We start from the raw sequence: 21,886 nt of genomic DNA, 5'->3' as shown, positions 1-21,886 counted from the left end.
AATTCAGGAGGGGTCTTGTTTATAATTGAAAGGAACTAATCATAAGTTAAGGAGAAGGCTATGAACGAAACCATTAAGACACAACTCAATCACCGCAGTATTCGTCAGTTTAAACCTGTGACTTTGACACAAGAAGAGGTTAACCTCCTTGTTGATGTTGCCAGACATACATCAACAAGTAATTTTAGACAATCCTATTCGATTATCAGTATTACTGATCAAAAATTGAAGGAAGAAATTGCTGAAATTGCCAATCAGCCTTATATTCCAAATGCTGGGCACCTATTTGTATTTGTTGTGGACCAAAGACGTAATACCCTGATTGCAGAAGCTAAGGGAGCCAAGGCTTTGGTACAAGGTAGCCCCGAACGCTTTATTTCTGCTTTTTCAGATGCTATGATTGCTGCTCAAAATATGGTTGTGGCTGCAGAAAGTTTAGGTATGGGAACAGTTTATTTGGGGAGTATCTTAAATGATAATGCCAAACTTTCAGAGCTTCTCAAACTTCCCAAGTATGTCTATCCAGCAGTGGGCTTAGCAGTTGGTTGGCCAGATCAGGAACCACAGCTTAAACCTCGTTTGCCACGTCACGTCATCCATATGGAAAATTATTATCAGGATTTAGAAAATCCCTTGGAGGAGTTAAAAGATTACGATGCTGAAGTTCATGAGTATTATGACCTTCGCGATCTTAATAATAGGGTTGACGAATTTACGACTCAGATTGCAAAGACTATGGATAAATCCGTTGCCAATCGTGCGAATACTTTGAAGGACCTTCAAAAGCAGGGATTTTTCACCGACTAAAAAAACGACTCTCATGAGAGCCGTTCTATAAATTGAACAGTGTCATAGATGAAAGGAACTCATTTGCTAGTTCCTTTTTTTCATACTCTAAAAACTCTGGTCGTTTCTTGACCAGATTATAACGTTTGGAGAGGTTCCACGTTCCAGTAGGATTGAGTTCAGGGTGATTGGAAACAAAGTCGATGGTTAAATCCCATTCTCGTCGGTATCCAAGAGGTCGTGAGTGATAGGTTATACCGTCAATAGTTACCGTCCCATAACTGCGGTGGGCATGACCAAAAACAGCATCTTTAACGCCATGCTTGACGAAAATCTGGTGGAATTCTTCCGAGCCTAAGTAGGCATTAAACGGTGCAAAACGTTCATGCGTCATGGTAAAGCGACTGTGAGGAACACAATGCATGGCAACTATAAGGTTATTCGTGTCTAAATCATTTAGAATATTATCTAGCTTCTTGAGACTCCTTTGACAGATTTCCGGATCAGTACCTAAACGCATAAGTCGACGGTCGAACCAAAGTTGTTTCTTACGTTTAAGAATCTTATCTAACGTTTCATCTGAATAGGAATAGTCATACCACCCATGAAAAGCCAATAATGTCTTACTACCTAAATTTGTCACCTGAAAATCCAGATTATCAATAAGGTCATCCTCTAAATCAAGCATATCATGATTGCCTAAATTATAGGTGACCTTGACCTCCTTAGAAAGTTTCCGTAGAAAAGGTTTCGTATCGATAAAAAAATGGTTAGAAATATCACCAGCGATATGGAGATGGCTAACCTCTTGATTTTTTAGGCACTTTATAAGAGTATCAATTTCATATGTTTCAAAGTGATTTATATCAATATGTAAATCACTCATTACTGCAAGTCTCGTCATAGAAACATTGTAACAAAAAGGTTAAGGCTTGTCTGTAAATGAAGATGGTGGAAAATACTTGCCCTTAGACTACAATTTCATTATGATAAGAATATGGATATCAAGTTAGAGATACAAAAGATGGCCAAGGAAATTGGCATTTCAAAAATTGGTTTTACAACCGCTGATGATTTCGCCTATCTGGAAAAATCCCTTCGACTTGGTGTTGAAGAAGGGCGAACGACAGGCTTTGAACATAAAAATATTGAAGAGCGTATTTATCCTAAGTTGACCTTGGAATCAGCTAAAACCATCATTTCCATTGCAGTTGCCTATCCGCATAAGCTGCCACAACAACCCCCAAAAACAGAATATAAGCGTGGCAAAATCACTCCAAATTCATGGGGTATAGATTATCACTATGTCTTGCAGGATAAATTGAAGCGTCTGGCAGAAGGCATTGAAAAACTGACGGAAAACTTCGAATATAAAGGTATGGTGGACACTGGAGCTCTGGTCGATACAGCAGTGGCCAAGCGAGCTGGTATTGGTTTCATAGGGAAAAATGGACTAGTTATCTCGAAAGAATACGGGTCCTACATGTATCTTGGCGAGCTTATCACTAATCTAGAGATTGAACCAGATCAAGAAGTTGACTATGGTTGTGGGGATTGCCGTCGTTGTCTGGATGCCTGTCCGACATCTTGTCTCATTGGCGATGGGACTATGAATGCTCGTCGTTGCCTATCCTTCCAAACACAGGATAAAGGTATGATGGATATGGAGTTTCGAAAGAAAATCAAGACTGTTATCTATGGTTGCGACATTTGTCAGATTTCCTGTCCATATAACAGAGGTATCGACAATCCCTTGGCTTCAGATATTGATCCTGAGCTTGCCATGCCTGAATTACTTCCTTTTCTCGAGCTGACCAACAAATCCTTCAAGGAGAAATTTGGGATGATTGCCGGTTCATGGCGCGGGAAAAATATTCTTCAGCGTAATGCTATTATTGCCTTGGCCAACCTACATGATCGCAATGCTATTGTCAAACTGATGGAGATAATTGATAAGAATAATAATCCCATCCATACGGCGACTGCCATTTGGGCTCTCGGTGAGATTGTTAAGAAGCCTGATGAGGCCATGTTAGACTATATGAGCAATCTTTCACTTAAAGATGAAGACGCCCAAGCAGAGTGGGAGCTTGTGTGTGCAAAATGGCAAATTTAAGTGATTTATGCTAGAATTAAGCATAATACTATAAAATGGAGGAAACCTATCCATGGAAGTGGCAGAAATTCGCCAAAAAATCTCTGAAAATCAAGAGAAGCTCGTGAGCTTCGGGAGGTCTCTTTGACTTAGATCGTTTGGAAGAGGACATTGCGCTCCTTGAAAACCGAATGACTGAGCCAGATTTTTGGAATGATAATATTGCAGCTCAAAAGACTTCACAAGAGTTAAATGAGCTCAAAATGAAGTACGAAACTTTCAACAATATGCAAGAACTCTCTGACGAGACAGAGCTTTATTTGGAAATGTTGGAAGAAGATGATAGCATTCAAGAGGAACTCGAAGAAACTCTCGAAAAACTTGATAAGATTATGACAAGTTACGAGATGACGCTGCTCCTGTCTGAGCCATATGACCATAATAATGCCATTCTTGAAATTCACCCAGGATCTGGTGGGACAGAGGCTCAAGACTGGGCAGATATGTTACTCCGGATGTACCAGCGTTATGGAAATGCCAAAGGTTTCAAAGTTGAGACTTTGGATTATCAGGCGGGTGATGAAGCTGGAATCAAATCTGTAACCCTTGCTTTTGAAGGACCTAATGCTTATGGTTTCCTTAAGTCAGAAATGGGTGTCCACCGTTTGGTTCGTATCTCACCATTTGACTCTGCCAAACGTCGTCATACCTCATTTACATCAGTGGAAGTCATGCCTGAATTAGATGATACCATTGAAGTTGAAATCCGTGATGATGATATCAAGATGGATACTTTCCGCTCAGGTGGTGCAGGTGGTCAGAACGTCAATAAGGTTTCTACCGGTGTGCGTTTGACTCACATTCCAACAGGTATTGTTGTAGCTTCTACGGTTGACCGTACACAATACGGAAACCGTGACCGTGCTATGAAGATGCTTCAAGCTAAGCTTTATCAAATGGAGCAAGAAAAGAAAGCAGAAGAAGTTAATGCTTTGAAAGGTGATAAGAAAGAAATCACTTGGGGAAGTCAAATTCGCTCATACGTTTTCACGCCATATACCATGGTTAAAGATCACCGTACAGGCTACGAAGTTGCCCAGGTTGATAAGGTAATGGATGGGGATATTGAAGGCTTCATCGATGCCTACCTCAAGTGGCGCATGGAAGAATAGTAATAATATACTTGTTTTATGTATTAAGATACTCTATCTCAATGAAAGGAAGGCTTCAACTAATTTAGTAGTTGAATACTGACATTATGGCTCTTATTGAATTAAAAGATGTTACTAAGAAGTATGATAAGTCAACAACAGCTCTAAGACATATTGATTTATCTGTCAACTCAGGGGAGTTTGTTTACTTAGTCGGCCCTTCTGGTGCTGGTAAATCAAGTTTAATTCGCTTGTTCTACCAAGAAGAAAAATTAACGAGTGGTTCTATGAAGGTTGGGGAGTTTGATTTAACCCGTCTTCGTAAGAAAGATGTACCACTCTTGCGACGTTCTATTGGGGTTGTTTTCCAGGATTATAAACTTCTTCCCAAGAAAACAGCTTTTGAAAATGTTGCTTATGCCATGGAAGTTATTGGTGAGAAACCTCGTCATATCAAGAAACGAGTGGCAGAAGTACTCGAGTTGGTTGGTCTTAAACACAAGATGCGTTCATTCCCAAATCAATTGTCTGGTGGTGAGCAACAGCGTGTCGCTATTGCACGTGCTATTGTAAATAATCCAAAAGTTTTGATTGCGGATGAACCAACAGGGAACTTGGACCCAGAAATTTCTTGGGAAATTATGCAGGTACTTGAACGTATCAACTTGCAAGGGACTACCATTATAATGGCAACCCATAACTCAACTATCGTTAATAACCTTCGTCATCGTGTTTTAGCGATTGAGGAAGGACGTATTGTTCGTGATGAAGAGGAAGGAGAGTACGGTTACCATGATTAGACGCTTTTTCCGCCATTTAGGAGAATCGATTAAGAATCTCAAACGTAATCTATTGTCGACACTTACCGCAGTATTTTCGGTAATGATTGTTCTTTCACTTTTAGGTGTCTTTGGCTCTGTTATTTTAAATACGCAGAAATTGGCTTCAGATATTGAAAAGAATATTCAGGTCAATGTCTACTTGGATCCAGATTCATCAGATGCTTCGAAAACAGTCAAGGAACTTTCTGGACAGATTGTTGCTAATAAAGACTACCATAAGATTTATGATGCTTTGACCAAAATCAAAGGTGTAGATAAGGTTACCTTCTCTAGCAAAGAAGAACAAAAGAAACAACTGATTGAAACAATGGGTTCAAGTTTCGAGACAGCTACTGGAGATGCCAACCCTCTTTCAGATGTTTACATCGTCCAAACGAAATCACCAGATGATGTCAGTCGTGTTGCCAAGGAAGCAAAAGCCATTCAGGGTGTTGATAACGCTAACTTTGGTGGTTCCGATACCGAAATTCTGATGTCTACTATGAAACGTGTTCAATTTTGGGGAATCATTGCCACAGCTCTCTTAACTATTGTGGCTGTCCTATTGATTTCAAATACCATCCGTATTACCATTATGTCACGTGCGACTGAAATTCAAATCATGCGTTTGGTAGGTGCTAAGAATTCATACATTCGTCGTCCCTACTTGATGGAAGGTGCTTGGATTGGAGCACTTGGTGCTATCATTCCTTCTGGCCTCATTTACCTTTTGTATCATATGGTATACTCATCTTTGAACCCTGATTTCGTTAAAGGTGGTATTTCGATGTATGATCCAGAGTGGTTTGTCTATGCAGTTATCGGAACTCTCTTTGCAGTCGGTATCATTATCGGTTCGATTGGGTCACGTATGGCAATGCGCCGTTATTTGAAGTATTAATGCAATTAAAGGAGAACCGTTCTGGTTCTCTTTTTGCTTGTCAAGAGATTCAGGAGCAGAGATTTCAGCTTTATCTGAAAATGGTTATGCTCAAAGCCCAAATCAAAGACTATATTTGGTATAATATTTAAAAAACATTGGAAAAGAGATGCATTATGACAAAGTTAGCTACCATTTGTTATATTGACAATGGAAAGGAGCTTTTGCTCCTACATCGTAATAAAAAGCCTAATGATGTTCATGAAGGAAAGTGGATTTCTGTCGGGGGAAAACTAGAAGCTGGAGAGACACCTGACGAATGTGCTCGTCGTGAAATTTTCGAGGAAACCCATTTTACAGTAACTGAGATGAACTTCAAAGGTATGATTACCTTCCCTGAATTTACTCCGGGCCACGATTGGTATACCTATGTCTTTAAGGTGACTGATTTTGAAGGAGAACTCATTTCTGATGAGGAATCTCGCGAAGGGACACTTGAATGGGTGCCATATGATCAGGTTTTAACGAAGCCAACCTGGGAAGGTGACTATGAGATTTTTAAGTGGATTCTTGAAGATAGACCTTTCTTCTCTGCAAAATTTGTTTATGATTCTAACCAGAACTTGGTAGATAAAACTGTAACTTTTTATGATAAATAAGGAGAAACTATGAGCCGTAAAAAGACAGAAAAATTTTCACAAACATGGTTTTTTATGTGGATTTTGAATAATCAGGTGGTAATGGCCTTTCTAATCTTACTCTTGATTGGTTTGACGGTCTTGATTTTTACCAAAATTAGTCCAATTTTTTCACCAGTTATTCAATTTCTGACCATTATTATGTTGCCGCTGGTTATTTCCATGCTCCTTTATTATCTGATAAAACCTTTGGTGCTATTAGTCGAAAAAACTGGTTTAAATCGGACCATGTCTATCTTGCTTATCTATGCTATTCTTGCCTTACTCCTAGTTTGGGGAATTTCGACGGCTATTCCTAACTTACAAGATCAAATTTTGATTTTGATTAGAAATGCACCATCATACATTGCTCGGGCAAACAGTGAAACGGAACGTTGGTTGAAACTTCCTATTCTTTCCAATTTTCATGGAGATTTAGAGGCTGTGCTCAGTGATTTTTCAGCGAGAATGGTCAACTATGCCGAGCACTTTTCTACTTCAGCTCTGACTTGGATTGGGACCTTTGCTAGCACAGTAGCAAGAGTAACAGTTGCTATCATTTTGACACCATTCATTCTTTTTTATCTCTTAAGAGATAGTCAAAAGATGAAACATAGCTTTGTCTCAGCTTTACCGACACGTTTTCGTAAAACGACTGTCCGTATGCTTTCAGATATCAATAGTCAGCTCGAAGGTTATGTTCAAGGTCAAGTGACAGTAGCAATTGTCGTGGCAATTATGTTCTGTATCATGTTCAAGATTGTTGGGCTTCGTTATGGAATGACTTTTGGTATTTTAGCAGGATTTCTAAATATGATTCCCTATCTTGGAAGCTTTCTAGCTATGGTACCCGTTGTTATTATGGGATTGGTTCAAGGCCCTGCTATGCTAATCAAGGTCCTCATCATTTTTGTTATCGAGCAAACTATTGAAGGACGTTTTGTTTCTCCACTTGTTTTGGGAAATAAACTAAGCATTCACCCTATCACCATTATGTTTATTCTCTTGACAGCAGGATCTCTGTACGGTGTGTGGGGTGTCCTATTAGGGATTCCAATCTATGCCTCTGTCAAGGTTGTTGTTAGAGAGATTTTTGATTGGTACCGTTCTGTAAGTAATCTTTATCAAGATGATCTAGAAAATGAAGGACAAAAAGACGATGTTAAATAGTGAAAAAATGGTTGCCTCTATCGGAAACCAAGATTTAGACCACGCTGACAAATATTTTAAAAAAGCTTTACGAGAAGACCCTGCAGAGGTTCTTGTTGAGTTGGGCCAATACTTAGAGTCTATTGGTTTCTTACCACAGGCACAGGAAATTTACGAAAAAGTTCGTTTTGATTTTCCAGAGGTTAATGTCAATCTAGCACAAATTGTAGCCGAAGATGGCGATATTGAAGAGGCCTTTCTTTATTTGGATGCCATACCTGAAGACTCTGACGACTATTTGTCCGCTTTAATTGTAAAGGCAGACATCTATCAAATGGAGGGTTTAACTGATGTGGCACGTGATAAGTTGTTGGAGGCAAGTCAATTATCAGATGATTCATTGATTATTTTTGGTTTGGCTGAGATGGAATTTGAACTTGGAAATTTTGAACAAGCTATTCAATACTATGCTAAATTGGATAATCGTGACCTCCTGGCAATGACTGGGGTTTCTACTTATGAACGCATTGGTAAGGCTTATGCCAGTCTTGGAAAGTTTGAAGCTGCTCGTGAATTTTTGGAAAAAGCTATTGAAATTGAGTACGATGATACCACTGCTTTTGAATTAGCCACTTTGCTCTATGATCAAGAAGAGTATCAAAAAGCTAATTTTTACTTTAAGCAGATAGAAACCATGTCTGCAGACTTCGAAGGTTATGAGTATGTTTACGCTTTGTCGTTACATGCAGAACATAAAACCGAAGAAGCCTTACGTATGGCACAACAAGGAATTTCAAAAAATGCCTTTGATGTTCAATTACTTTTGTTAGCGTCACAGTTATCCTACGAGTTGCATGATACTCAATCTGCTGAATCTTATTTGAAGCAAGCCTTGCCATTGGCTGAGGACCAGGATGAGATTGTCTTACGTTTAAGTACTCTCTATTTGGAAGAAGAACGTTACGAGGACCTGGTAGCTTTAGCTGATTACGAGGTTGATTCTGTTTTGGCTCGTTGGAATATCGCCAGAGCCTATCAAGCACTTGATGATGAAGAAGAAGCTTTTCAAATTTATCAAGATTTGTCTAAAGATTTGGCTGATAATCCTGAATTCTTACAGGATTATGCATATATTCTAAGAGAATTTGGTTACAGAGACCAGGCGCGTGTAACAGCAGAAAAATACCTTGCCTTGGTGCCAGACGATGTCAATATGCAAACGTTTCTTGAAGATTACTAAGCTTTAAAATGTTTTAATTGGTGGTTTAAATAGAAGGAGGGGAGTGCGAATCTTACTCAACCTCCTCTTTTTTTATTTGTCTATTTATGTTATGATTTTATTAGAACCCATAAGGAGTAAATATGGTTAAGAGAGATTTAATTCGAAATATTATCATAGCAGTTCTTGCCATTGTAGTGATTTTATTGTTAAGAGCTTTTGTGTTATCAACACACCGTGTAACCGAAGGTCAGGCAAATGACTATATTCATGCAGGTGATTATGTTACTTTCAATAAAAATGTTGAACCGCATAATAAGGACTTTATCTTGTATACGGTTAATGGTAAGGAATATATCGGCCGTGTTATTGCTGATGAGGGCAAGAGCGTGACAGCTATGGATGATTTCCTTTATATCAATGATAAGTCAGTTGACGAAGCCTATATTAGCAAAGATAAATCAGCTTATTTGGCGACAGTGTCACCTGGGAATTTCTTTACTGATGATTTTTCCATTGCAACATTGACAGATAATAAACAAACTAAGATTGAAAAAGGTCAATACCTTGTGTTGAACGATAACCGTCGTAATACAGATGATAGTCGTAAGTTTGGTCTTATTGAAAAGGACCAAATTAAAGGTGTTATCTCTTTCAGATTGTATCCTCTATCACGTTTTGGTTTCGTTGATGTCGATTAATATTTCAATACTACTAAAAAGCTAGGAACTTTTGATAAGTTTCTAGCTTTTTTAGTGATATTGTCTTTAGCAAATGCAATTGTGATGGGGACTAAGGCTTATTACGAAAAAGAAACTAAAGTTTCAGTCATACGGTCAACCCATCAATATGATGGGTTTTTATGCTATAATTGAGATAAATAGTAAATACAATAAAAGGAGTACTTATGGCCTACGATTTACTCTTAGAACGTTTTCTACGCTATGTCAAAATAAATACACGCAGTGATGAAAATGCAACAAGGACGCCGACAACACAAAGCCAGGTAGATTTTGCTTTGAATATTCTAAAACCAGAATTGGAAGAGCTTGGTTTAAGTAACGTCCATTATTTGGAAAGTAATGGTTACCTAGTGGCAACCCTGCCGGCTAACGATGACCAATTAACACGTAAGATTGGTTTCATCTCTCATATGGATACTGCAGATTTTAATGCAGAAGGAGTATCACCCCAAGTTATTGAATCCTATGATGGAGGCATTATTCCTCTTGGGACCTCAGGTTACAACCTAAATCCAACTGATTTTCCAAATCTCCAGAATTACATCGGTCATACACTTATTACGACAGATGGCACCACTCTTCTTGGAGCTGATGATAAATCTGGTATTGCTGAGATTATGACAGCATTGGCTCATTTGAAGGCACATCCTGAAATCAAGCATTGTGAGATTCGTGTAGGCTTTGGTCCTGATGAAGAAATTGGAATTGGCGCAGATAAATTTGATGTTGATGATTTTGATGTCGATTTTGCATACACTGTTGACGGTGGTCCATTGGGTGAATTACAGTATGAAACCTTCTCTGCCGCGGGTGCAGAGCTGACCTTTTATGGCCGTAATGTCCACCCTGGAACAGCAAAAGGTCAGATGGTCAATGCTTTGCAATTGGCAATTGATTTTCATAATCAGTTGCCCGCAGAAGATCGTCCAGAGTTGACGGATGGTTATCAAGGTTTCAACCATCTTCAAACAATGACAGGTACTGTTGAAGAAGCAAATTCATCATATATCATTCGTGATTTTGAGACAGAGTCTTTTGAAAATCGAAAAGCAACTTTCCAAGAAATTGCCGATAAAATGAATCAAGCCTACGGTCAAACGCGAGTTGATTTGGTGATCAAAGATCAATATTATAACATGCGTCAAGTCATTGAAAAAGATATGATGCCTGTTGAGTTGGCTAAGGAGGTTATGGAGGACCTAGGAATTGTTCCAGTCATTGAGCCAATTCGTGGTGGAACTGATGGTTCAAAGATATCTTTCATGGGAATTCCGACGCCAAACCTTTTTGCAGGTGGTGAAAATATGCATGGTCGTTATGAGTACGTTTCTTTACAAACAATGGAAAAAGCTGTAGATGTTATTCTTGGAATTGTCAGTAATCCCTAATTGTGCTTGCTAAAAACTGATTTTATGGTAGAATTAGAAGTAATGGAGGTGCTGAGATGATTAAAATTTTCGGCAAGTATCGTTACCATTGGCAACCTGAATTATCTTGGCTTATCATTTATTGGTCTTTAGCCATCACGCCAATCTTTATTGCAGCCGCCCTTCTGTTCGAGTTGTACTCGGTGCCCTCACATATTTTGATGCTTTTCACTATTTTTGTTGCTTTATTTGGTCTAGGGTTCCATCGTTACTTTATTATTGAAGATTATGGAATACTGCGTATTGTTTCTTTCAATATTTTTAAACCGCGTAAGGTACAGATTAGTGATATTGAAAAAGTGGAAGTTGTCAAAACCGGCTTGTGCCTCATTTTTAAAAATGGAAAGAAACGTCAGTTTTATATGAGAAAGTGGCCTAAGAAATATTTCTTAGATGCTTTAGCACTTCATCCTGATTTCAAAGGTGAGGTAGAACTAATGGATTATATGACTAATTTTGATTATTTTGCCTTTTATGAGGAATCAAAAAAAGCCCTCAAGATTAAACTTCGCAAATAAGGGCTTTAGTAGGACAAGATTTGACAGCTGTCAAAGTTTCGGGACTATTTTCAATCGTTCTAATAAGTTGGTCGCTATCTTTAAACCTAACGATTCCTTCGTCATCATAATCAAAGACAGGAGAGTAGGTTTGGCACAAACCACAAGCGATACATTTTTCTGGAATTAATGATACTTTCATAGTATTATTTTAAAATAGATTTATTGTTTTTACAAGGAGAAAATCATGAGTAAAAAACCATGGAAAGATAAGGTTTCTGAAGAAGAGTTGGAAGAAGTAGTTGATGCTGATTTTCTAGATGACGAAGATGAGTTTGAGGATTTTGAAGAAGAGGAGAACACTCCTTCAGATGAGAAGCAAGAAAAAGGTGGCTTCATCAATTCGTCATTCTTGACAGTCTTGCTTGGCTTATTCTTTATTATTGTTGTATGTATTTTGTTCTTTGTTTTCTACACATCAAATGTTGGAGGAAGCAAAACTGCAGCGTCTAAGGAATCTTCAGGTTTCTCTTCAACTTCAACTAGCAAAGTTGTTAAATCTTCATCAAGCGAAAAAGATTCAGGTAAGGGTGAAGATAGTGAGAAATCTACTAAAGAGAAATCTTCATCAACGAAAGCATCAAGCTCTTCTAAACATGTTGAAAAAGACTATGCAACTGGCTCAGCTGAAACAACACCATCAAGTGCGGCAGCAGCAACCGACGGTTCATCAATCGTTGTTCAATCTGGTGAAGGTGCCGGTTCAATCGCTGCACGTGCAGGTATCTCTGTAGATGAGTTGGAACGTCTTAACCCTGATCACATGACAAGTGGTTACTGGTATGCTAACCCAGGTGATGTCGTTAATGTTCAATAATTTTAAAAGCAAAGGAACATCATGAAAGATATTAGAATTGCTATTGATGGTCCTGCGTCAAGTGGAAAAAGTACAGTAGCCAAGATTATTGCAAAAAATCTTGGCTATACTTATCTTGATACAGGTGCTATGTACCGATCTGCAACTTATTTGGCCTTGCAGAATGGTTTGACTGAGGAAAATGTACCAGAAATTTTGGAGCAACTATCTCAACATCCGATTTCATTTGGAAAAGCAGCAGATGGTAGCCAGCAGGTTTATGTTGGTGATGTTGATATTACACACCCCATTCGTGATAACCAAGTCACAAATAATGTTTCTTGGGTAGCAGCCATTCCTGAAGTGCGCCAAGAACTGGTTGCGCAACAACAACGTATTGCTCAAGATGGTGCTATTATCATGGATGGTCGTGATATTGGGACTGTGGTTTTGCCTGATGCAGAACTCAAAATCTTCTTGATTGCTTCAGTTGATGAACGTGCGGAACGCCGTTATAAGGAAAATATCGAAAAAGGTATTCCTGCTGACCTTGAGACTTTAAAAAAAGAAATTGCTGAACGTGACTATAAAGATAGTCATCGTAAGGTATCACCTCTTAAACCAGCGGAAGATGCCATCACTTTTGACACTACAGGAGTGTCAATTGAGGGTGTTGTGGAATTTATTCAAGAAAAAGCAAAAAAAATTATTGACAAAGGATGACTCACTTGTTATACTATTAACAATGAGAAAAGCAGAAGTGAGAACTTCTCGCCTTGCGACTTAGGTTGTCTGGCCCAACATGTCAAATCCTTAAAGGGATATTATGTGTGCGGGCTTGTATATCAAGTCCGCTTTGTTTTTCTCTAAAAAAATAAAGAGGTGAAGATCATAGCTAAGAAAGATCTATTCATTAATGATGAAATTCGCGTTCGTGAAGTTCGTCTTGTTGGTCTTGATGGTGAACAATTGGGAATTAAACCATTGTCAGAAGCACAAGCTATTGCAGATGATGCAAATGTTGACTTGGTTCTTATCCAACCACAAGCTACGCCACCTGTTGCTAAGATTATGGACTATGGTAAGTTCAAATTTGAGTATCAAAAGAAACAAAAAGAACAACGTAAGAAACAAAGCGTTGTTACCGTTAAGGAAGTTCGTTTGAGCCCAGTCATCGATAAAGGTGACTTTGAAACAAAACTTCGTAACGGCCGTAAATTCCTTGAAAAAGGAAACAAGGTTAAAGTTTCTATCCGATTCAAAGGTCGTATGATTACTCATAAAGAAATCGGAGCTAAGGTATTGGCGGAATTTGCTGAAAAAACGCAAGATATTGCGATTATTGAGCAAAGAGCGAAGATGGATGGACGTCAAATGTTCATGCAACTTGCACCAATTCCTGACAAAAAATAATTGTCAAACTAACACTATTTTAAGAGGAGAATTTTAAAATGCCAAAACAAAAAACACACCGCGCATCAGCTAAACGTTTCAAACGTACAGGTTCAGGTGGATTGAAACGCTTCCGTGCCTTCACATCTCACCGTTTCCACGGTAAAACTAAAAAACAACGTCGTCACCTTCGTAAAGCGTCAATGGTACATTCAGGTGACTTTAAACGTATCAAATCAATGCTTTCACAAATGCGTTAATCCGCTACAAGCATTACAAATTAACTAAACTAGAACTAATTCGGAGGAATATATAAATGGCTCGTGTTAAAGGTGGCGTTGTATCACGCAAACGTCGTAAACGTGTATTGAAACTTGCTAAAGGTTACTATGGTGCAAAACACATCTTGTTCCGTACTGCAAAAGAACAAGTAATGAATTCTTACTACTATGCATACCGTGACCGTCGTCAAAAGAAACGTGATTTCCGTAAGCTTTGGATTACACGTATCAATGCGGCAGCTCGTTTGAACGGTTTGTCATACTCACAATTGATGCACGGTTTGAAATTGGCTGAAATCGAAGTTAACCGTAAAATGCTTGCTGATTTGGCAGTTAACGATGCAGCAGCTTTCACATCTCTTGCAGATGCAGCTAAAGCAAAACTTGGTAAATAAGAATTAAGATGGGTTTTACCCATCTTTTTTTATGGAGGTAATTATGATTCGTTTAGCAAGAGCAGAAGATATCCCAAGATTACAGGAGTTATTGGGGCAGATTCTTCTAGTTCATCATCACGCACGTCCTGATGTTTTTAAGTCAGAAGGCAGTAAATTTACAGATGTAGAGTTAGAAGCAGTGATTAATGATCCAAATAAACCTATTTTTGTTTATGAGGCGAAAGATGGGCGTATCTTGGGTCATCTGTTCTTAATGATTAAAGAAGTATCTGATAATAATGGTCCACTAAAGGCTGTTAAGACTCTTTTTATTGATGATTTATGCGTTGATAAGGAGGCTCGAGGTCAAAAATTAGGGGAGAAGCTTTATCAATTTGCCTTGGACTATGCTAAGGAGTTAGGTTGTTATAATCTGACACTTCACGTATGGAATGATAATGAGGGAGCTGTACGTTTTTACGAACGTTTAGGTATGAAACCGAGATATACAGAAATGGAAAGTATCCTAAAATAATACGTTTTCATGAGAGAAATTTAACTTACGAGGAGAAAAAATTTTTGATATGCTGAAAGAGAACTTTTAGAAATGGAGAATTTTAATGCCTCGTAATTTTAAAGAAGCTTTGCTTTTTACGTTTTTGATGTGTGGAATGATGGTCTATGGAATCTTCTCATCCTTGATTGGACTGGAGTAGTTCCCTTTGTTTGGGGTCACTTTTTCCAAGGTTATCTTCCTGGATTTGTAGTTGCTTTCTTACTGGATATGCTTTTGGTGGGACCACTAGCCAAGACAATAGCATTTGCGATTTTACATAAAGTAAAAGCCCATGATAAACGATGGGCAAAGATTTTAGTGATTTCTGGAACCATGGCGCTATTCATGGTAACCTTTATGTCATTCTATGGATTAGTTTACAACAGTCATTTGGTGACGCTATTATCCTATGGTCGTGCTTGGTTGACAAATGTTATCATGGCTTTACCACTTAATTTTCTAGTGGTTGGTCCAATCTCACGTTTTATCTTGGGAAAACTACAAAAACCTTTGCCTGGTGAAGGAGTCGTTGAGAATTTTGACGACGATGACGAATTACCAACTATTATTTAAGTTGTGAACTGAAGTTAGACTCCAGATTTTATATCAAAAAGCAGTCACAGATGTGACTGCTTTTTGATGATTAGTTTTTCTTTTTCATTTCACCGTGTGGGTAGTAAGTCCCTTCTGGCATATCGTTAATGAAAACATGGATAGCTTCCTTAGGGGCTTTTGCAACACGTGATACAACCTCAGTAACTTCGCGAGCAAGTTCAATCTTTTGTTCTTCTGAACGACCTTCAAAGAGATCAATTTTTACAAATGGCATAATGCATCTCCTTAGTTTTGATAGTCCTATTATAGCATGAATTAAGAGAATATTCTAAAGTTTTTAGAAATTCTTGAAATAATGCTAGACTATGAATTATTTTGAAAGAGGTAGGTGTCTTGTGATCTTAGAAAACTATTTTCCTTTTTAATTTGGTATATTCAAAGAGATGAAAACTCTTACTAAAAATGGTAAAATAGTGCTAACTAAAGACAGTAAGGAGTAAATTATGACAATTGATTTTCGCGCCGAAGTTGATAAACGTAAAGAAGCTTTGATGGAGGACCTTTTTGGTCTTTTGCGTATTAATTCAGAACGTGATGACAGTAAGGTTGATGAAAAGCACCCATTTGGTCCTGGACCAGTAAAAGCTTTGGAACATTTTCTTGCTTTAGCTGAACGTGATGGTTATAAAACTCGTAATATTGATAATTACGCTGGTGACTTTGAATTTGGTCAAGGAGATGAGGTATTGGGTATCTTTGCACACTTGGATGTGGTTCCAGCGGGTAGCGGATGGGACACTGATCCTTATGAGCCAGTCATCAAAGAAGGAAAGCTTTATGCTCGTGGTTCATCAGATGATAAAGGGCCCACAATGGCTTGTTATTATGCCTTGAAAATTATCAAAGAGCTTGAGCTTCCAGTATCTAAGCGCGTTCGCTTTATTGTTGGTACAGATGAAGAATCTGGTTGGGGTGATATGGATTATTACTTCGCTCATAATGGATTGAAAGATCCTGATTTTGGTTTTTCTCCTGATGCAGAATTTCCAATTATCAATGGGGAAAAAGGAAATATTACTGCCTATCTTCATTTTGAAGGACAAAACGATGGTGACTTTAGCCTCGTAAGCTTTAATGGTGGCATGCGTGAAAATATGGTTCCTGAATCTGCAAGTGCAGAGTTTACGGCACCTATCACTTTACAGGAACTTGAGTCTAAACTTAATGACTTTGTTGCTGATCAAGAAGTAACTGGTCAAGTGACTGAAGAAGCAGGTGCTTTCCATGTGACTATTCATGGGAAATCAGCTCATGGTATGATGCCTCAAAATGGTATCAATGGGGCAACATACTTAGCACTCTTCCTTAGCCAATTTGATTTTCAGGCTAATGCTAAGACTTATTTGAATTTAGTTGCTGAAACACTTCATCAAGATTTCTTTGCTGAAAAGACAGGTCTTGCCTATACAGATTCTAAAATGGGTGAGTTAACTATGAATGCCGGTGTCTTTACCTTCAACAAGGAATCTGAAGATAATACAATTGCTTTGAATTTCCGCTACCCTCAAGGGGTTGATACGGATGATATTAAGACTTGTCTTGAAAAACTTGAAGAGCCTAAGGCAGTCAGTCTCTCAGAACATGGTCACGTACCGCACTATGTACCAGTTAGTGATCCTATGGTACAGACACTTCTTTCTGTTTATGAGAAACAGACAGGCCTTAAAGGTCATGAACAAATCATTGGTGGCGGAACCTTTGGGCGTCTGCTTAAACGTGGTGTTGCTTATGGTGCTATGTTCCCAGGGTATGTCAATACCATGCATCAAGCAAATGAGTTTACTGAAGTTGAGGACTTGTACCGTGCAGCTGCTATTTATGCAGAAGCTATCTATGAGTTGGTCAAATAAAAAAGAAGAGACATTTTGTCTCTTTTTTTGGAGGAAAATATGGAAACACTTGAAGAATTGACACAAGCAATTATGGATGATGAACAAAATAAAACTTATACTGAACAAGGTATCAAACCCTTGTTTAGTATTCCAAAAACGGCACGGATTAATATCGTCGGACAAGCTCCTGGTATCCGTGCTCAAGAGTCTGGGCTTTATTGGAATGATCCTAGTGGGGATAATCTACGGGATTGGATGGGTGTTTCGAGAGAAGATTTTTATGAATCGGGTATGTTTGCCATTGTACCAATGGATTTTTATTTCCCGGGTCACGGAAAATCGGGAGATTTACCGCCTCGCAAAGGTTTTGCAGATAAATGGCATGAGAGAGTTTTAGATTTAGCTCCAAATATTCAATTAACCATACTAGTAGGAAACTATGCTCAGCGTTACTATTTGCATCAAAAGTCATCAGCTAAGTTAACAGATACAGTTAAGCATTACAAAGATTATCTTCCAGACTATTTTCCTTTAGTGCATCCGTCACCACGAAATAATATCTGGCAAGCGAAAAATCCATGGTTTATGAAAGAAGTGGTTCCAGATTTAAAAGCATTGGTTCAAAAAATCTTGAGTCAATGAATTCAGATATCTGAACTTGGATTGTCACTAGGTATTGTTTCAAATCAATGAAGCAACTATCAGAGCATACCCAAATATTGTAAAGATTTTGGCCCTTTGGGGCTTTTTTTGATCTTCTAACAAAATTATTTGAAAAATATAATTAATAAAAACTTCAATACCAAACGCATTAATTGCAATATAATTTTAATTTCAATAAGAGCAACATATAAAATTAAAATAACTATTTTTTAGACTAAAGAAATTGCCCTGTTGCACTTCATTTTACAACAGCGCAATGATTTTTTTCAGCTTTCGTAGAATTCTTCAAATGTCGTAAAGAAGACTAAGTGGTGCTATTATATTATTTCTCCGTCCAAACTAGATTCTAATTTTAGGGTCTAGTTTTATTGTTTTAAAGTTTTTGATAGCCTTTTCATACTTATCGTTGCAATTTAAAGAAGACTCATGTTATAATGAGTCTAACTAAATGTATAGAAAGATGCAAGGAGATGTGCATGGAAGAATTGAAAAAGCTCGCTGGTGTAAGGGCTGCTAGTTTTGTTGGAGATGGCATGGTTGTTGGACTAGGTACTGGTTCAACAGCTTATTTCTTTGTAGAGGAGATTGGTCGTCGAATAAAGGAGGAAGGTCTTAGTGTAGTAGGTGTAACGACATCTAGTCAAACAACGAAGCAAGCTGAAGGTCTAGGTATTCCTTTGAAATCAGTGGATGATATTGATAGTATTGATGTTACCGTTGATGGCGCCGACGAAGTAGATCCTCAACTCAACGGTATTAAAGGTGGCGGTGGTGCCCTCTTGATGGAAAAAATCGTTGCTACACCTACTAAAGAGTACATCTGGGTAGTTGATGAGTCTAAGATGGTTGAACAACTTGGTGCTTTTAAATTACCAGTCGAAGTTGTTCAATATGGTGCTGATCGATTATATCGCGTCTTTGAATCTAAGGGTTATAAGCCATCATTCCGATTAACTGAACAAGGTGATCGCTTTGTTACAGATATGAAGAATTTCATTATTGATTTGGATCTCGGCAAAATTAATAATCCAGTTGCTTTAGGTGACGAACTAAAAGCTATGACTGGTGTTGTTGATCATGGTTTATTCAATGGAATGGTTAACAAGGTTATCGTTGCTGGAAAAGACGGTGTTAAGATTGTTGAGGCTAAGGATTAGTCCTGTTTAATTTTCTTTTAAATTGTAAATGAATAAAGTAGCTTAATAGTTATGTTATTACTAGATTATTATGTAGAAAGGAAAGAGGTAATTTCGAAAGATTTTAGCTCTATGTGGTGTTGTTATGTCCAAATTTAATCGAATGCATTTAATCGTTCTTGACTCAGTAGGTATTGGTGCAGCTCCAGATGCCAATAACTTTGTCAATGCTGGTGTTCCTGACGGAGCTTCAGATACTCTTGGACATATTTCTAAAACTGTTGGTTTGAATGTGCCAAACATGGCTAAACTTGGTCTTGGAAATATTCCTCGCGAACAAGCCTTGAAAACTGTTCCAGCTGAGAGCAATCCAACTGGTTACGCAACTAAGTTAGAAGAAGTCTCTCTTGGAAAAGATACCATGACAGGTCACTGGGAAATCATGGGACTTAATATTACAGAGCCTTTCGATACTTTCTGGAATGGCTTCCCAGAGGAAATTCTTACTCAAATCGAAGAATTCTCAGGACGCAAGGTCATCCGCGAGGCCAACAAACCTTATTCTGGTACAGCAGTTATCGATGATTTTGGACCACGCCAAATGGAAACAGGCGAATTGATTATTTATACATCAGCTGATCCGGTTCTTCAAATCGCAGCTCACGAGGATATTATTCCTGTTGAAGAATTGTATCGTATTTGTGAATTTGCTCGTTCTATCACTTTGGAACGTCCAGCTCTTCTTGGTCGTATCATTGCTCGTCCTTACGTTGGTGAGCCTGGAAACTTTACTCGTACATCTAACCGTCGTGACTTGGCTGTTTCACCATTTGCTCCAACTGTTTTGGACAAATTGAATGAGGCTGGTATCGATACTTACTCAGTTGGTAAGATTAGTGACATCTTCAATGGTGAAGGTATCAACCACGATATGGGCCACAACAAATCAAATAGCCACGGTGTAGACAATTTGATTAAGGCTATGACATCAGAAGAGTTTAAACATGGTTTCTCTTTCACAAACTTAGTAGACTTTGATGCCCTTTACGGACACCGTCGTAATCCACATGGCTATCGCGATTGCTTGCATGAATTTGATGAGCGCTTGCCTGAAATCATCGCTGCTATGAAAGAAGATGATCTCTTGATGATTACTGCAGACCATGGTAATGACCCAACTTATGCTGGTACAGACCATACGCGTGAATACATCCCGTTTTTGGCTTACAGTCCAGCCTTCAAAGGTAGTGGCTTGATTCCAGTTGGACACTTCGCCGACATCTCAGCAACAATTGCGGATAACTTCGGTGTTGAGAAAGCCATGATTGGTGAAAGTTTCTTAGATAAACTTGTCTAAAATGAAACGTTATGCACTTCTGGTTCGTGGGATAAATGTCGGCGGTCGTAATAAGGTAGTCATGGAAAAATTCCGCCATGACCTTGAGAAACTTGGTTTTAAGAATGTTTCCTCCTATATTAATAGTGGAAATTTTTTCTTTGATTCACCCATGATGAAAGAAGAATTACTTTTTGTAATAGAAGAATTTCTGAATAAGTCTTACTCATTTATTACTGTCTTTTCCCTTTTCACACTAGAGGAATACCAAAATGAGTGTAAATCTCTACCAAAATGGTGGGAAAATGATTTGTACAGAAAAGATGTCCTCTTTTATACAGTACAATTAGACAAGGATCAATTAAAGAGAGTAATAAATTCTTTTGATTTGGCAGATGAGACTCTTCATTTTGGGGAATTAGGAATTTACTGGGGGAAATATGATAAGACAAGCTACAATCAAACGGCTTATCATAAAAATCTATTAAAGTCATCATTTTATCCTTATATTACGATTCGAAATGCAAGAACTTTTTCAAACATTGGTCATTATTTAAAAAAATAAGGAACTAAAGGAGATTTAGATGTCACTACTTGAAAAAATTAGAGTTACGCAAGCCTTTTTGGAAAGCAAAGGAATTGAAAAACCTGAGTTTGGTTTGATTTTGGGTTCTGGACTTGGAGAATTGGCTGAAGAGGTCCAAGATGCTATTGTAATCGATTACGCAGATATTCCAAACTGGGGACAATCAACAGTAGTCGGTCATGCAGGTAAACTTGTATATGGTACTTTGTCTGGACGTAAGGTATTGGCTCTTCAAGGACGTTTCCATTTTTATGAAGGAAATCCTCTTGAAGTGGTAACTTTCCCTGTACGTGTTATGAAAGCTCTTGGTTGTGAAGGTGTTATTGTAACTAATGCTGCTGGTGGTATTGGCTTCGGTCCTGGTACTTTGATGACTATTACTGACCATATCAATATGACTGGTCAAAACCCATTGATCGGTGAAAACTTGGATGACTTTGGCCCACGTTTCCCTGATATGTCTAAAGCCTACACACCAGAATACCGTGCTACTGCCCATGAAGTGGCTAAGAAACTTGGTATCAAGCTTGATGAAGGTGTCTATATCGGTGTAACTGGTCCGACTTATGAAACACCTGCAGAGATTCGTGCCTATAAGACATTGGGGGCAGATGCAGTTGGTATGTCCACTGTTCCTGAAGTTATTGTGGCAGCTCACTCAGGCTTGAAAGTTCTAGGAATTTCATGTATCACTAACCATGCTGCTGGTTTCCAAGAAGAACTCAACCACGAAGAAGTTGTAGAAGTGACTGAACGTATCAAGGGGGACTTCAAAGGATTGCTTAAAGCTATTTTGGCGGAACTCTAAGAA

27 protein-coding genes and 1 other annotated feature are annotated in these 21,886 nt (G+C 38.3%); of the genes, 24 read left to right on the top strand and 3 right to left on the bottom strand.

Going from position 1 to position 21,886, the window contains the following annotated elements; all coding sequences use genetic code 11:
• The first annotated feature begins 60 nt into the window (after window positions 1–60).
• On the top strand, window positions 61–807 hold the full coding sequence (locus EL076_RS05370) for an NADPH-dependent oxidoreductase (RefSeq protein WP_126429549.1): 747 nt from the start codon (window positions 61–63) through the stop codon (window positions 805–807).
• Window positions 808–832: 25 nt separating this feature from the next.
• Here the strand turns inward: EL076_RS05370 and EL076_RS05365 are convergent, their stop codons facing one another.
• Entirely contained in the window at window positions 833–1,690 is an 858-nt protein-coding gene (locus tag EL076_RS05365) for a metallophosphoesterase (protein WP_126429547.1), read from the bottom strand.
• 93 nt (window positions 1,691–1,783) lie between these two features.
• On the opposite strand from EL076_RS05365, the gene queG reads away from it, so the two are divergent.
• The 10 genes from queG (at window position 1,784) to EL076_RS05310 (ending at window position 11,466) form a co-directional block, all read left to right on the top strand.
• Window positions 1,784–2,902 (top strand): tRNA epoxyqueuosine(34) reductase QueG, encoded by a 1,119-nt coding sequence (queG, locus tag EL076_RS05360; RefSeq protein ID WP_064519705.1) that lies wholly within the window; start codon window positions 1,784–1,786, stop codon window positions 2,900–2,902.
• 52 nt (window positions 2,903–2,954) lie between these two features.
• A protein-coding gene (gene prfB / locus EL076_RS05355; RefSeq protein WP_117648635.1) for a peptide chain release factor 2 occupies window positions 2,955–4,053 on the top strand; the annotation gives its coding sequence in 2 pieces (ribosomal slippage) (window positions 2,955–3,026 and window positions 3,028–4,053; 1,098 coding nt in all).
• Between the two features lie 86 nt (window positions 4,054–4,139).
• Window positions 4,140–4,832, top strand: a complete 693-nt coding sequence (gene ftsE / locus EL076_RS05350; protein WP_003092794.1) for a cell division ATP-binding protein FtsE — start codon at window positions 4,140–4,142, stop codon at window positions 4,830–4,832.
• Window positions 4,825–5,754: a permease-like cell division protein FtsX gene (gene ftsX / locus EL076_RS05345; RefSeq protein ID WP_003092823.1), complete on the top strand. Its 930-nt coding sequence runs from the start codon at window positions 4,825–4,827 to the stop codon at window positions 5,752–5,754. The genes ftsE and ftsX overlap by 8 nt, the downstream gene beginning before the upstream one ends.
• Window positions 5,755–5,909: 155 nt before the next feature.
• Entirely contained in the window at window positions 5,910–6,392 is a 483-nt protein-coding gene (locus EL076_RS05340; protein WP_003093051.1) for an NUDIX hydrolase, read from the top strand.
• A gap of 9 nt (window positions 6,393–6,401) precedes the next feature.
• Window positions 6,402–7,580 carry an AI-2E family transporter gene (locus tag EL076_RS05335; protein ID WP_064519699.1) on the top strand — a complete coding sequence of 393 codons (1,179 nt, stop codon included), beginning with the start codon at window positions 6,402–6,404 and terminating at the stop codon, window positions 7,578–7,580.
• Entirely contained in the window at window positions 7,570–8,799 is a 1,230-nt protein-coding gene (locus EL076_RS05330; protein WP_003092446.1) for a tetratricopeptide repeat protein, read from the top strand. The genes EL076_RS05335 and EL076_RS05330 overlap by 11 nt, the downstream gene beginning before the upstream one ends.
• A gap of 122 nt (window positions 8,800–8,921) precedes the next feature.
• Window positions 8,922–9,479 carry a signal peptidase I gene (lepB, locus tag EL076_RS05325; protein ID WP_003092871.1) on the top strand — a complete coding sequence of 186 codons (558 nt, stop codon included), beginning with the start codon at window positions 8,922–8,924 and terminating at the stop codon, window positions 9,477–9,479.
• 206 nt (window positions 9,480–9,685) lie between these two features.
• On the top strand, window positions 9,686–10,909 hold the full coding sequence (gene pepT, locus EL076_RS05315; RefSeq protein WP_126429545.1) for a peptidase T: 1,224 nt from the start codon (window positions 9,686–9,688) through the stop codon (window positions 10,907–10,909).
• 56 nt (window positions 10,910–10,965) lie between these two features.
• On the top strand, window positions 10,966–11,466 hold the full coding sequence (locus EL076_RS05310; protein ID WP_126429543.1) for an EbsA family protein: 501 nt from the start codon (window positions 10,966–10,968) through the stop codon (window positions 11,464–11,466).
• Here EL076_RS05310 and EL076_RS05305 read toward each other — a convergent pair.
• Complete coding sequence (locus EL076_RS05305) at window positions 11,450–11,647, bottom strand: ferredoxin (protein WP_003093080.1); 198 nt, start codon at window positions 11,645–11,647, stop codon at window positions 11,450–11,452. The two genes, EL076_RS05310 and EL076_RS05305, sit on opposite strands and share 17 nt — an antisense overlap.
• Before the next feature lie 45 nt (window positions 11,648–11,692).
• Between EL076_RS05305 and EL076_RS05300 the strand changes: the two genes are divergently transcribed.
• From EL076_RS05300 to EL076_RS10485, 7 genes are all read left to right on the top strand, one after another.
• A complete protein-coding gene (locus tag EL076_RS05300; protein ID WP_126429541.1) occupies window positions 11,693–12,322 on the top strand; it encodes an SAG1386/EF1546 family surface-associated protein in 630 nt (209 codons plus the stop codon).
• 21 nt (window positions 12,323–12,343) lie between these two features.
• Window positions 12,344–13,024, top strand: a complete 681-nt coding sequence (gene cmk / locus EL076_RS05295; RefSeq protein ID WP_126429539.1) for a (d)CMP kinase — start codon at window positions 12,344–12,346, stop codon at window positions 13,022–13,024.
• 23 nt (window positions 13,025–13,047) lie between these two features.
• Window positions 13,048–13,170 (top strand) — a sequence feature (ribosomal protein L20 leader region).
• Between the two features lie 13 nt (window positions 13,171–13,183).
• The gene (gene infC / locus EL076_RS05290) at window positions 13,184–13,714 is read left to right on the top strand and encodes a translation initiation factor IF-3 (protein WP_002885108.1); all 531 of its coding nucleotides are present in this window, start codon (window positions 13,184–13,186) and stop codon (window positions 13,712–13,714) included.
• A gap of 38 nt (window positions 13,715–13,752) precedes the next feature.
• Window positions 13,753–13,953 (top strand): 50S ribosomal protein L35, encoded by a 201-nt coding sequence (gene rpmI / locus EL076_RS05285; RefSeq protein WP_002885093.1) that lies wholly within the window; start codon window positions 13,753–13,755, stop codon window positions 13,951–13,953.
• Between the two features lie 56 nt (window positions 13,954–14,009).
• The gene (gene rplT / locus EL076_RS05280) at window positions 14,010–14,369 is read left to right on the top strand and encodes a 50S ribosomal protein L20 (RefSeq protein WP_126429537.1); all 360 of its coding nucleotides are present in this window, start codon (window positions 14,010–14,012) and stop codon (window positions 14,367–14,369) included.
• Between the two features lie 43 nt (window positions 14,370–14,412).
• Window positions 14,413–14,886: a GNAT family N-acetyltransferase gene (locus tag EL076_RS05275; RefSeq protein ID WP_003092996.1), complete on the top strand. Its 474-nt coding sequence runs from the start codon at window positions 14,413–14,415 to the stop codon at window positions 14,884–14,886.
• 378 nt (window positions 14,887–15,264) lie between these two features.
• A complete protein-coding gene (locus EL076_RS10485; protein WP_081448749.1) occupies window positions 15,265–15,480 on the top strand; it encodes a hypothetical protein in 216 nt (71 codons plus the stop codon).
• Window positions 15,481–15,550: 70 nt separating this feature from the next.
• On the opposite strand, the gene EL076_RS05265 is transcribed toward EL076_RS10485, so the two are convergent.
• Window positions 15,551–15,736: a 4-oxalocrotonate tautomerase gene (locus tag EL076_RS05265; RefSeq protein WP_002950885.1), complete on the bottom strand. Its 186-nt coding sequence runs from the start codon at window positions 15,734–15,736 to the stop codon at window positions 15,551–15,553.
• Window positions 15,737–15,965: 229 nt separating this feature from the next.
• Between EL076_RS05265 and pepV the strand changes: the two genes are divergently transcribed.
• The 6 genes from pepV (at window position 15,966) to EL076_RS05235 (ending at window position 21,883) form a co-directional block, all read left to right on the top strand.
• Window positions 15,966–17,372, top strand: coding sequence for a dipeptidase PepV (pepV, locus tag EL076_RS05260; protein ID WP_003092940.1), 1,407 nt, complete (start codon window positions 15,966–15,968; stop codon window positions 17,370–17,372).
• A 39-nt stretch (window positions 17,373–17,411) separates the two neighbouring features.
• On the top strand, window positions 17,412–17,996 hold the full coding sequence (locus EL076_RS05255; RefSeq protein WP_003092921.1) for a uracil-DNA glycosylase family protein: 585 nt from the start codon (window positions 17,412–17,414) through the stop codon (window positions 17,994–17,996).
• A 497-nt stretch (window positions 17,997–18,493) separates the two neighbouring features.
• Entirely contained in the window at window positions 18,494–19,174 is a 681-nt protein-coding gene (rpiA, locus tag EL076_RS05250; RefSeq protein WP_048788575.1) for a ribose-5-phosphate isomerase RpiA, read from the top strand.
• A gap of 124 nt (window positions 19,175–19,298) precedes the next feature.
• Window positions 19,299–20,510, top strand: coding sequence for a phosphopentomutase (locus EL076_RS05245; RefSeq protein WP_003092904.1), 1,212 nt, complete (start codon window positions 19,299–19,301; stop codon window positions 20,508–20,510).
• 1 nt (window position 20,511) lies between these two features.
• Window positions 20,512–21,054, top strand: a complete 543-nt coding sequence (locus EL076_RS05240) for a DUF1697 domain-containing protein (RefSeq protein WP_048788577.1) — start codon at window positions 20,512–20,514, stop codon at window positions 21,052–21,054.
• Window positions 21,055–21,073: 19 nt separating this feature from the next.
• Entirely contained in the window at window positions 21,074–21,883 is an 810-nt protein-coding gene (locus tag EL076_RS05235) for a purine-nucleoside phosphorylase (protein ID WP_003092568.1), read from the top strand.
• Window positions 21,884–21,886 lie beyond the last annotated feature (3 nt).

The organism is Streptococcus vestibularis (assembly GCF_900636445.1).
Classification (GTDB): Bacteria; Bacillota; Bacilli; order Lactobacillales; family Streptococcaceae; genus Streptococcus; species Streptococcus vestibularis.
This window is presented reverse-complemented; position numbering and strand designations above follow the sequence as displayed.

What these genes read in the sequence shown, in the direction of transcription:
- EL076_RS05370 (WP_126429549.1), top strand. Translation starts at nt 61, where the DNA reads ATGAACGAAACCATTAAGACACAACTCAATCACCGCAGTATTCGTCAG.
- EL076_RS05365 (WP_126429547.1), bottom strand. Translation starts at nt 1,690, where the DNA reads ATGACGAGACTTGCAGTAATGAGTGATTTACATATTGATATAAATCAC.
- queG (WP_064519705.1), top strand. Translation starts at nt 1,784, where the DNA reads ATGGATATCAAGTTAGAGATACAAAAGATGGCCAAGGAAATTGGCATT.
- ftsE (WP_003092794.1), top strand. Translation starts at nt 4,140, where the DNA reads ATGGCTCTTATTGAATTAAAAGATGTTACTAAGAAGTATGATAAGTCA.
- ftsX (WP_003092823.1), top strand. Translation starts at nt 4,825, where the DNA reads ATGATTAGACGCTTTTTCCGCCATTTAGGAGAATCGATTAAGAATCTC.
- EL076_RS05340 (WP_003093051.1), top strand. Translation starts at nt 5,910, where the DNA reads ATGACAAAGTTAGCTACCATTTGTTATATTGACAATGGAAAGGAGCTT.
- EL076_RS05335 (WP_064519699.1), top strand. Translation starts at nt 6,402, where the DNA reads ATGAGCCGTAAAAAGACAGAAAAATTTTCACAAACATGGTTTTTTATG.
- EL076_RS05330 (WP_003092446.1), top strand. Translation starts at nt 7,570, where the DNA reads ATGTTAAATAGTGAAAAAATGGTTGCCTCTATCGGAAACCAAGATTTA.
- lepB (WP_003092871.1), top strand. Translation starts at nt 8,922, where the DNA reads ATGGTTAAGAGAGATTTAATTCGAAATATTATCATAGCAGTTCTTGCC.
- pepT (WP_126429545.1), top strand. Translation starts at nt 9,686, where the DNA reads ATGGCCTACGATTTACTCTTAGAACGTTTTCTACGCTATGTCAAAATA.
- EL076_RS05310 (WP_126429543.1), top strand. Translation starts at nt 10,966, where the DNA reads ATGATTAAAATTTTCGGCAAGTATCGTTACCATTGGCAACCTGAATTA.
- EL076_RS05305 (WP_003093080.1), bottom strand. Translation starts at nt 11,647, where the DNA reads ATGAAAGTATCATTAATTCCAGAAAAATGTATCGCTTGTGGTTTGTGC.
- EL076_RS05300 (WP_126429541.1), top strand. Translation starts at nt 11,693, where the DNA reads ATGAGTAAAAAACCATGGAAAGATAAGGTTTCTGAAGAAGAGTTGGAA.
- cmk (WP_126429539.1), top strand. Translation starts at nt 12,344, where the DNA reads ATGAAAGATATTAGAATTGCTATTGATGGTCCTGCGTCAAGTGGAAAA.
- rpmI (WP_002885093.1), top strand. Translation starts at nt 13,753, where the DNA reads ATGCCAAAACAAAAAACACACCGCGCATCAGCTAAACGTTTCAAACGT.
- rplT (WP_126429537.1), top strand. Translation starts at nt 14,010, where the DNA reads ATGGCTCGTGTTAAAGGTGGCGTTGTATCACGCAAACGTCGTAAACGT.
- EL076_RS05275 (WP_003092996.1), top strand. Translation starts at nt 14,413, where the DNA reads ATGATTCGTTTAGCAAGAGCAGAAGATATCCCAAGATTACAGGAGTTA.
- EL076_RS10485 (WP_081448749.1), top strand. Translation starts at nt 15,265, where the DNA reads ATGTCATTCTATGGATTAGTTTACAACAGTCATTTGGTGACGCTATTA.
- EL076_RS05265 (WP_002950885.1), bottom strand. Translation starts at nt 15,736, where the DNA reads ATGCCATTTGTAAAAATTGATCTCTTTGAAGGTCGTTCAGAAGAACAA.
- pepV (WP_003092940.1), top strand. Translation starts at nt 15,966, where the DNA reads ATGACAATTGATTTTCGCGCCGAAGTTGATAAACGTAAAGAAGCTTTG.
- EL076_RS05255 (WP_003092921.1), top strand. Translation starts at nt 17,412, where the DNA reads ATGGAAACACTTGAAGAATTGACACAAGCAATTATGGATGATGAACAA.
- rpiA (WP_048788575.1), top strand. Translation starts at nt 18,494, where the DNA reads ATGGAAGAATTGAAAAAGCTCGCTGGTGTAAGGGCTGCTAGTTTTGTT.
- EL076_RS05245 (WP_003092904.1), top strand. Translation starts at nt 19,299, where the DNA reads ATGTCCAAATTTAATCGAATGCATTTAATCGTTCTTGACTCAGTAGGT.
- EL076_RS05240 (WP_048788577.1), top strand. Translation starts at nt 20,512, where the DNA reads ATGAAACGTTATGCACTTCTGGTTCGTGGGATAAATGTCGGCGGTCGT.
- EL076_RS05235 (WP_003092568.1), top strand. Translation starts at nt 21,074, where the DNA reads ATGTCACTACTTGAAAAAATTAGAGTTACGCAAGCCTTTTTGGAAAGC.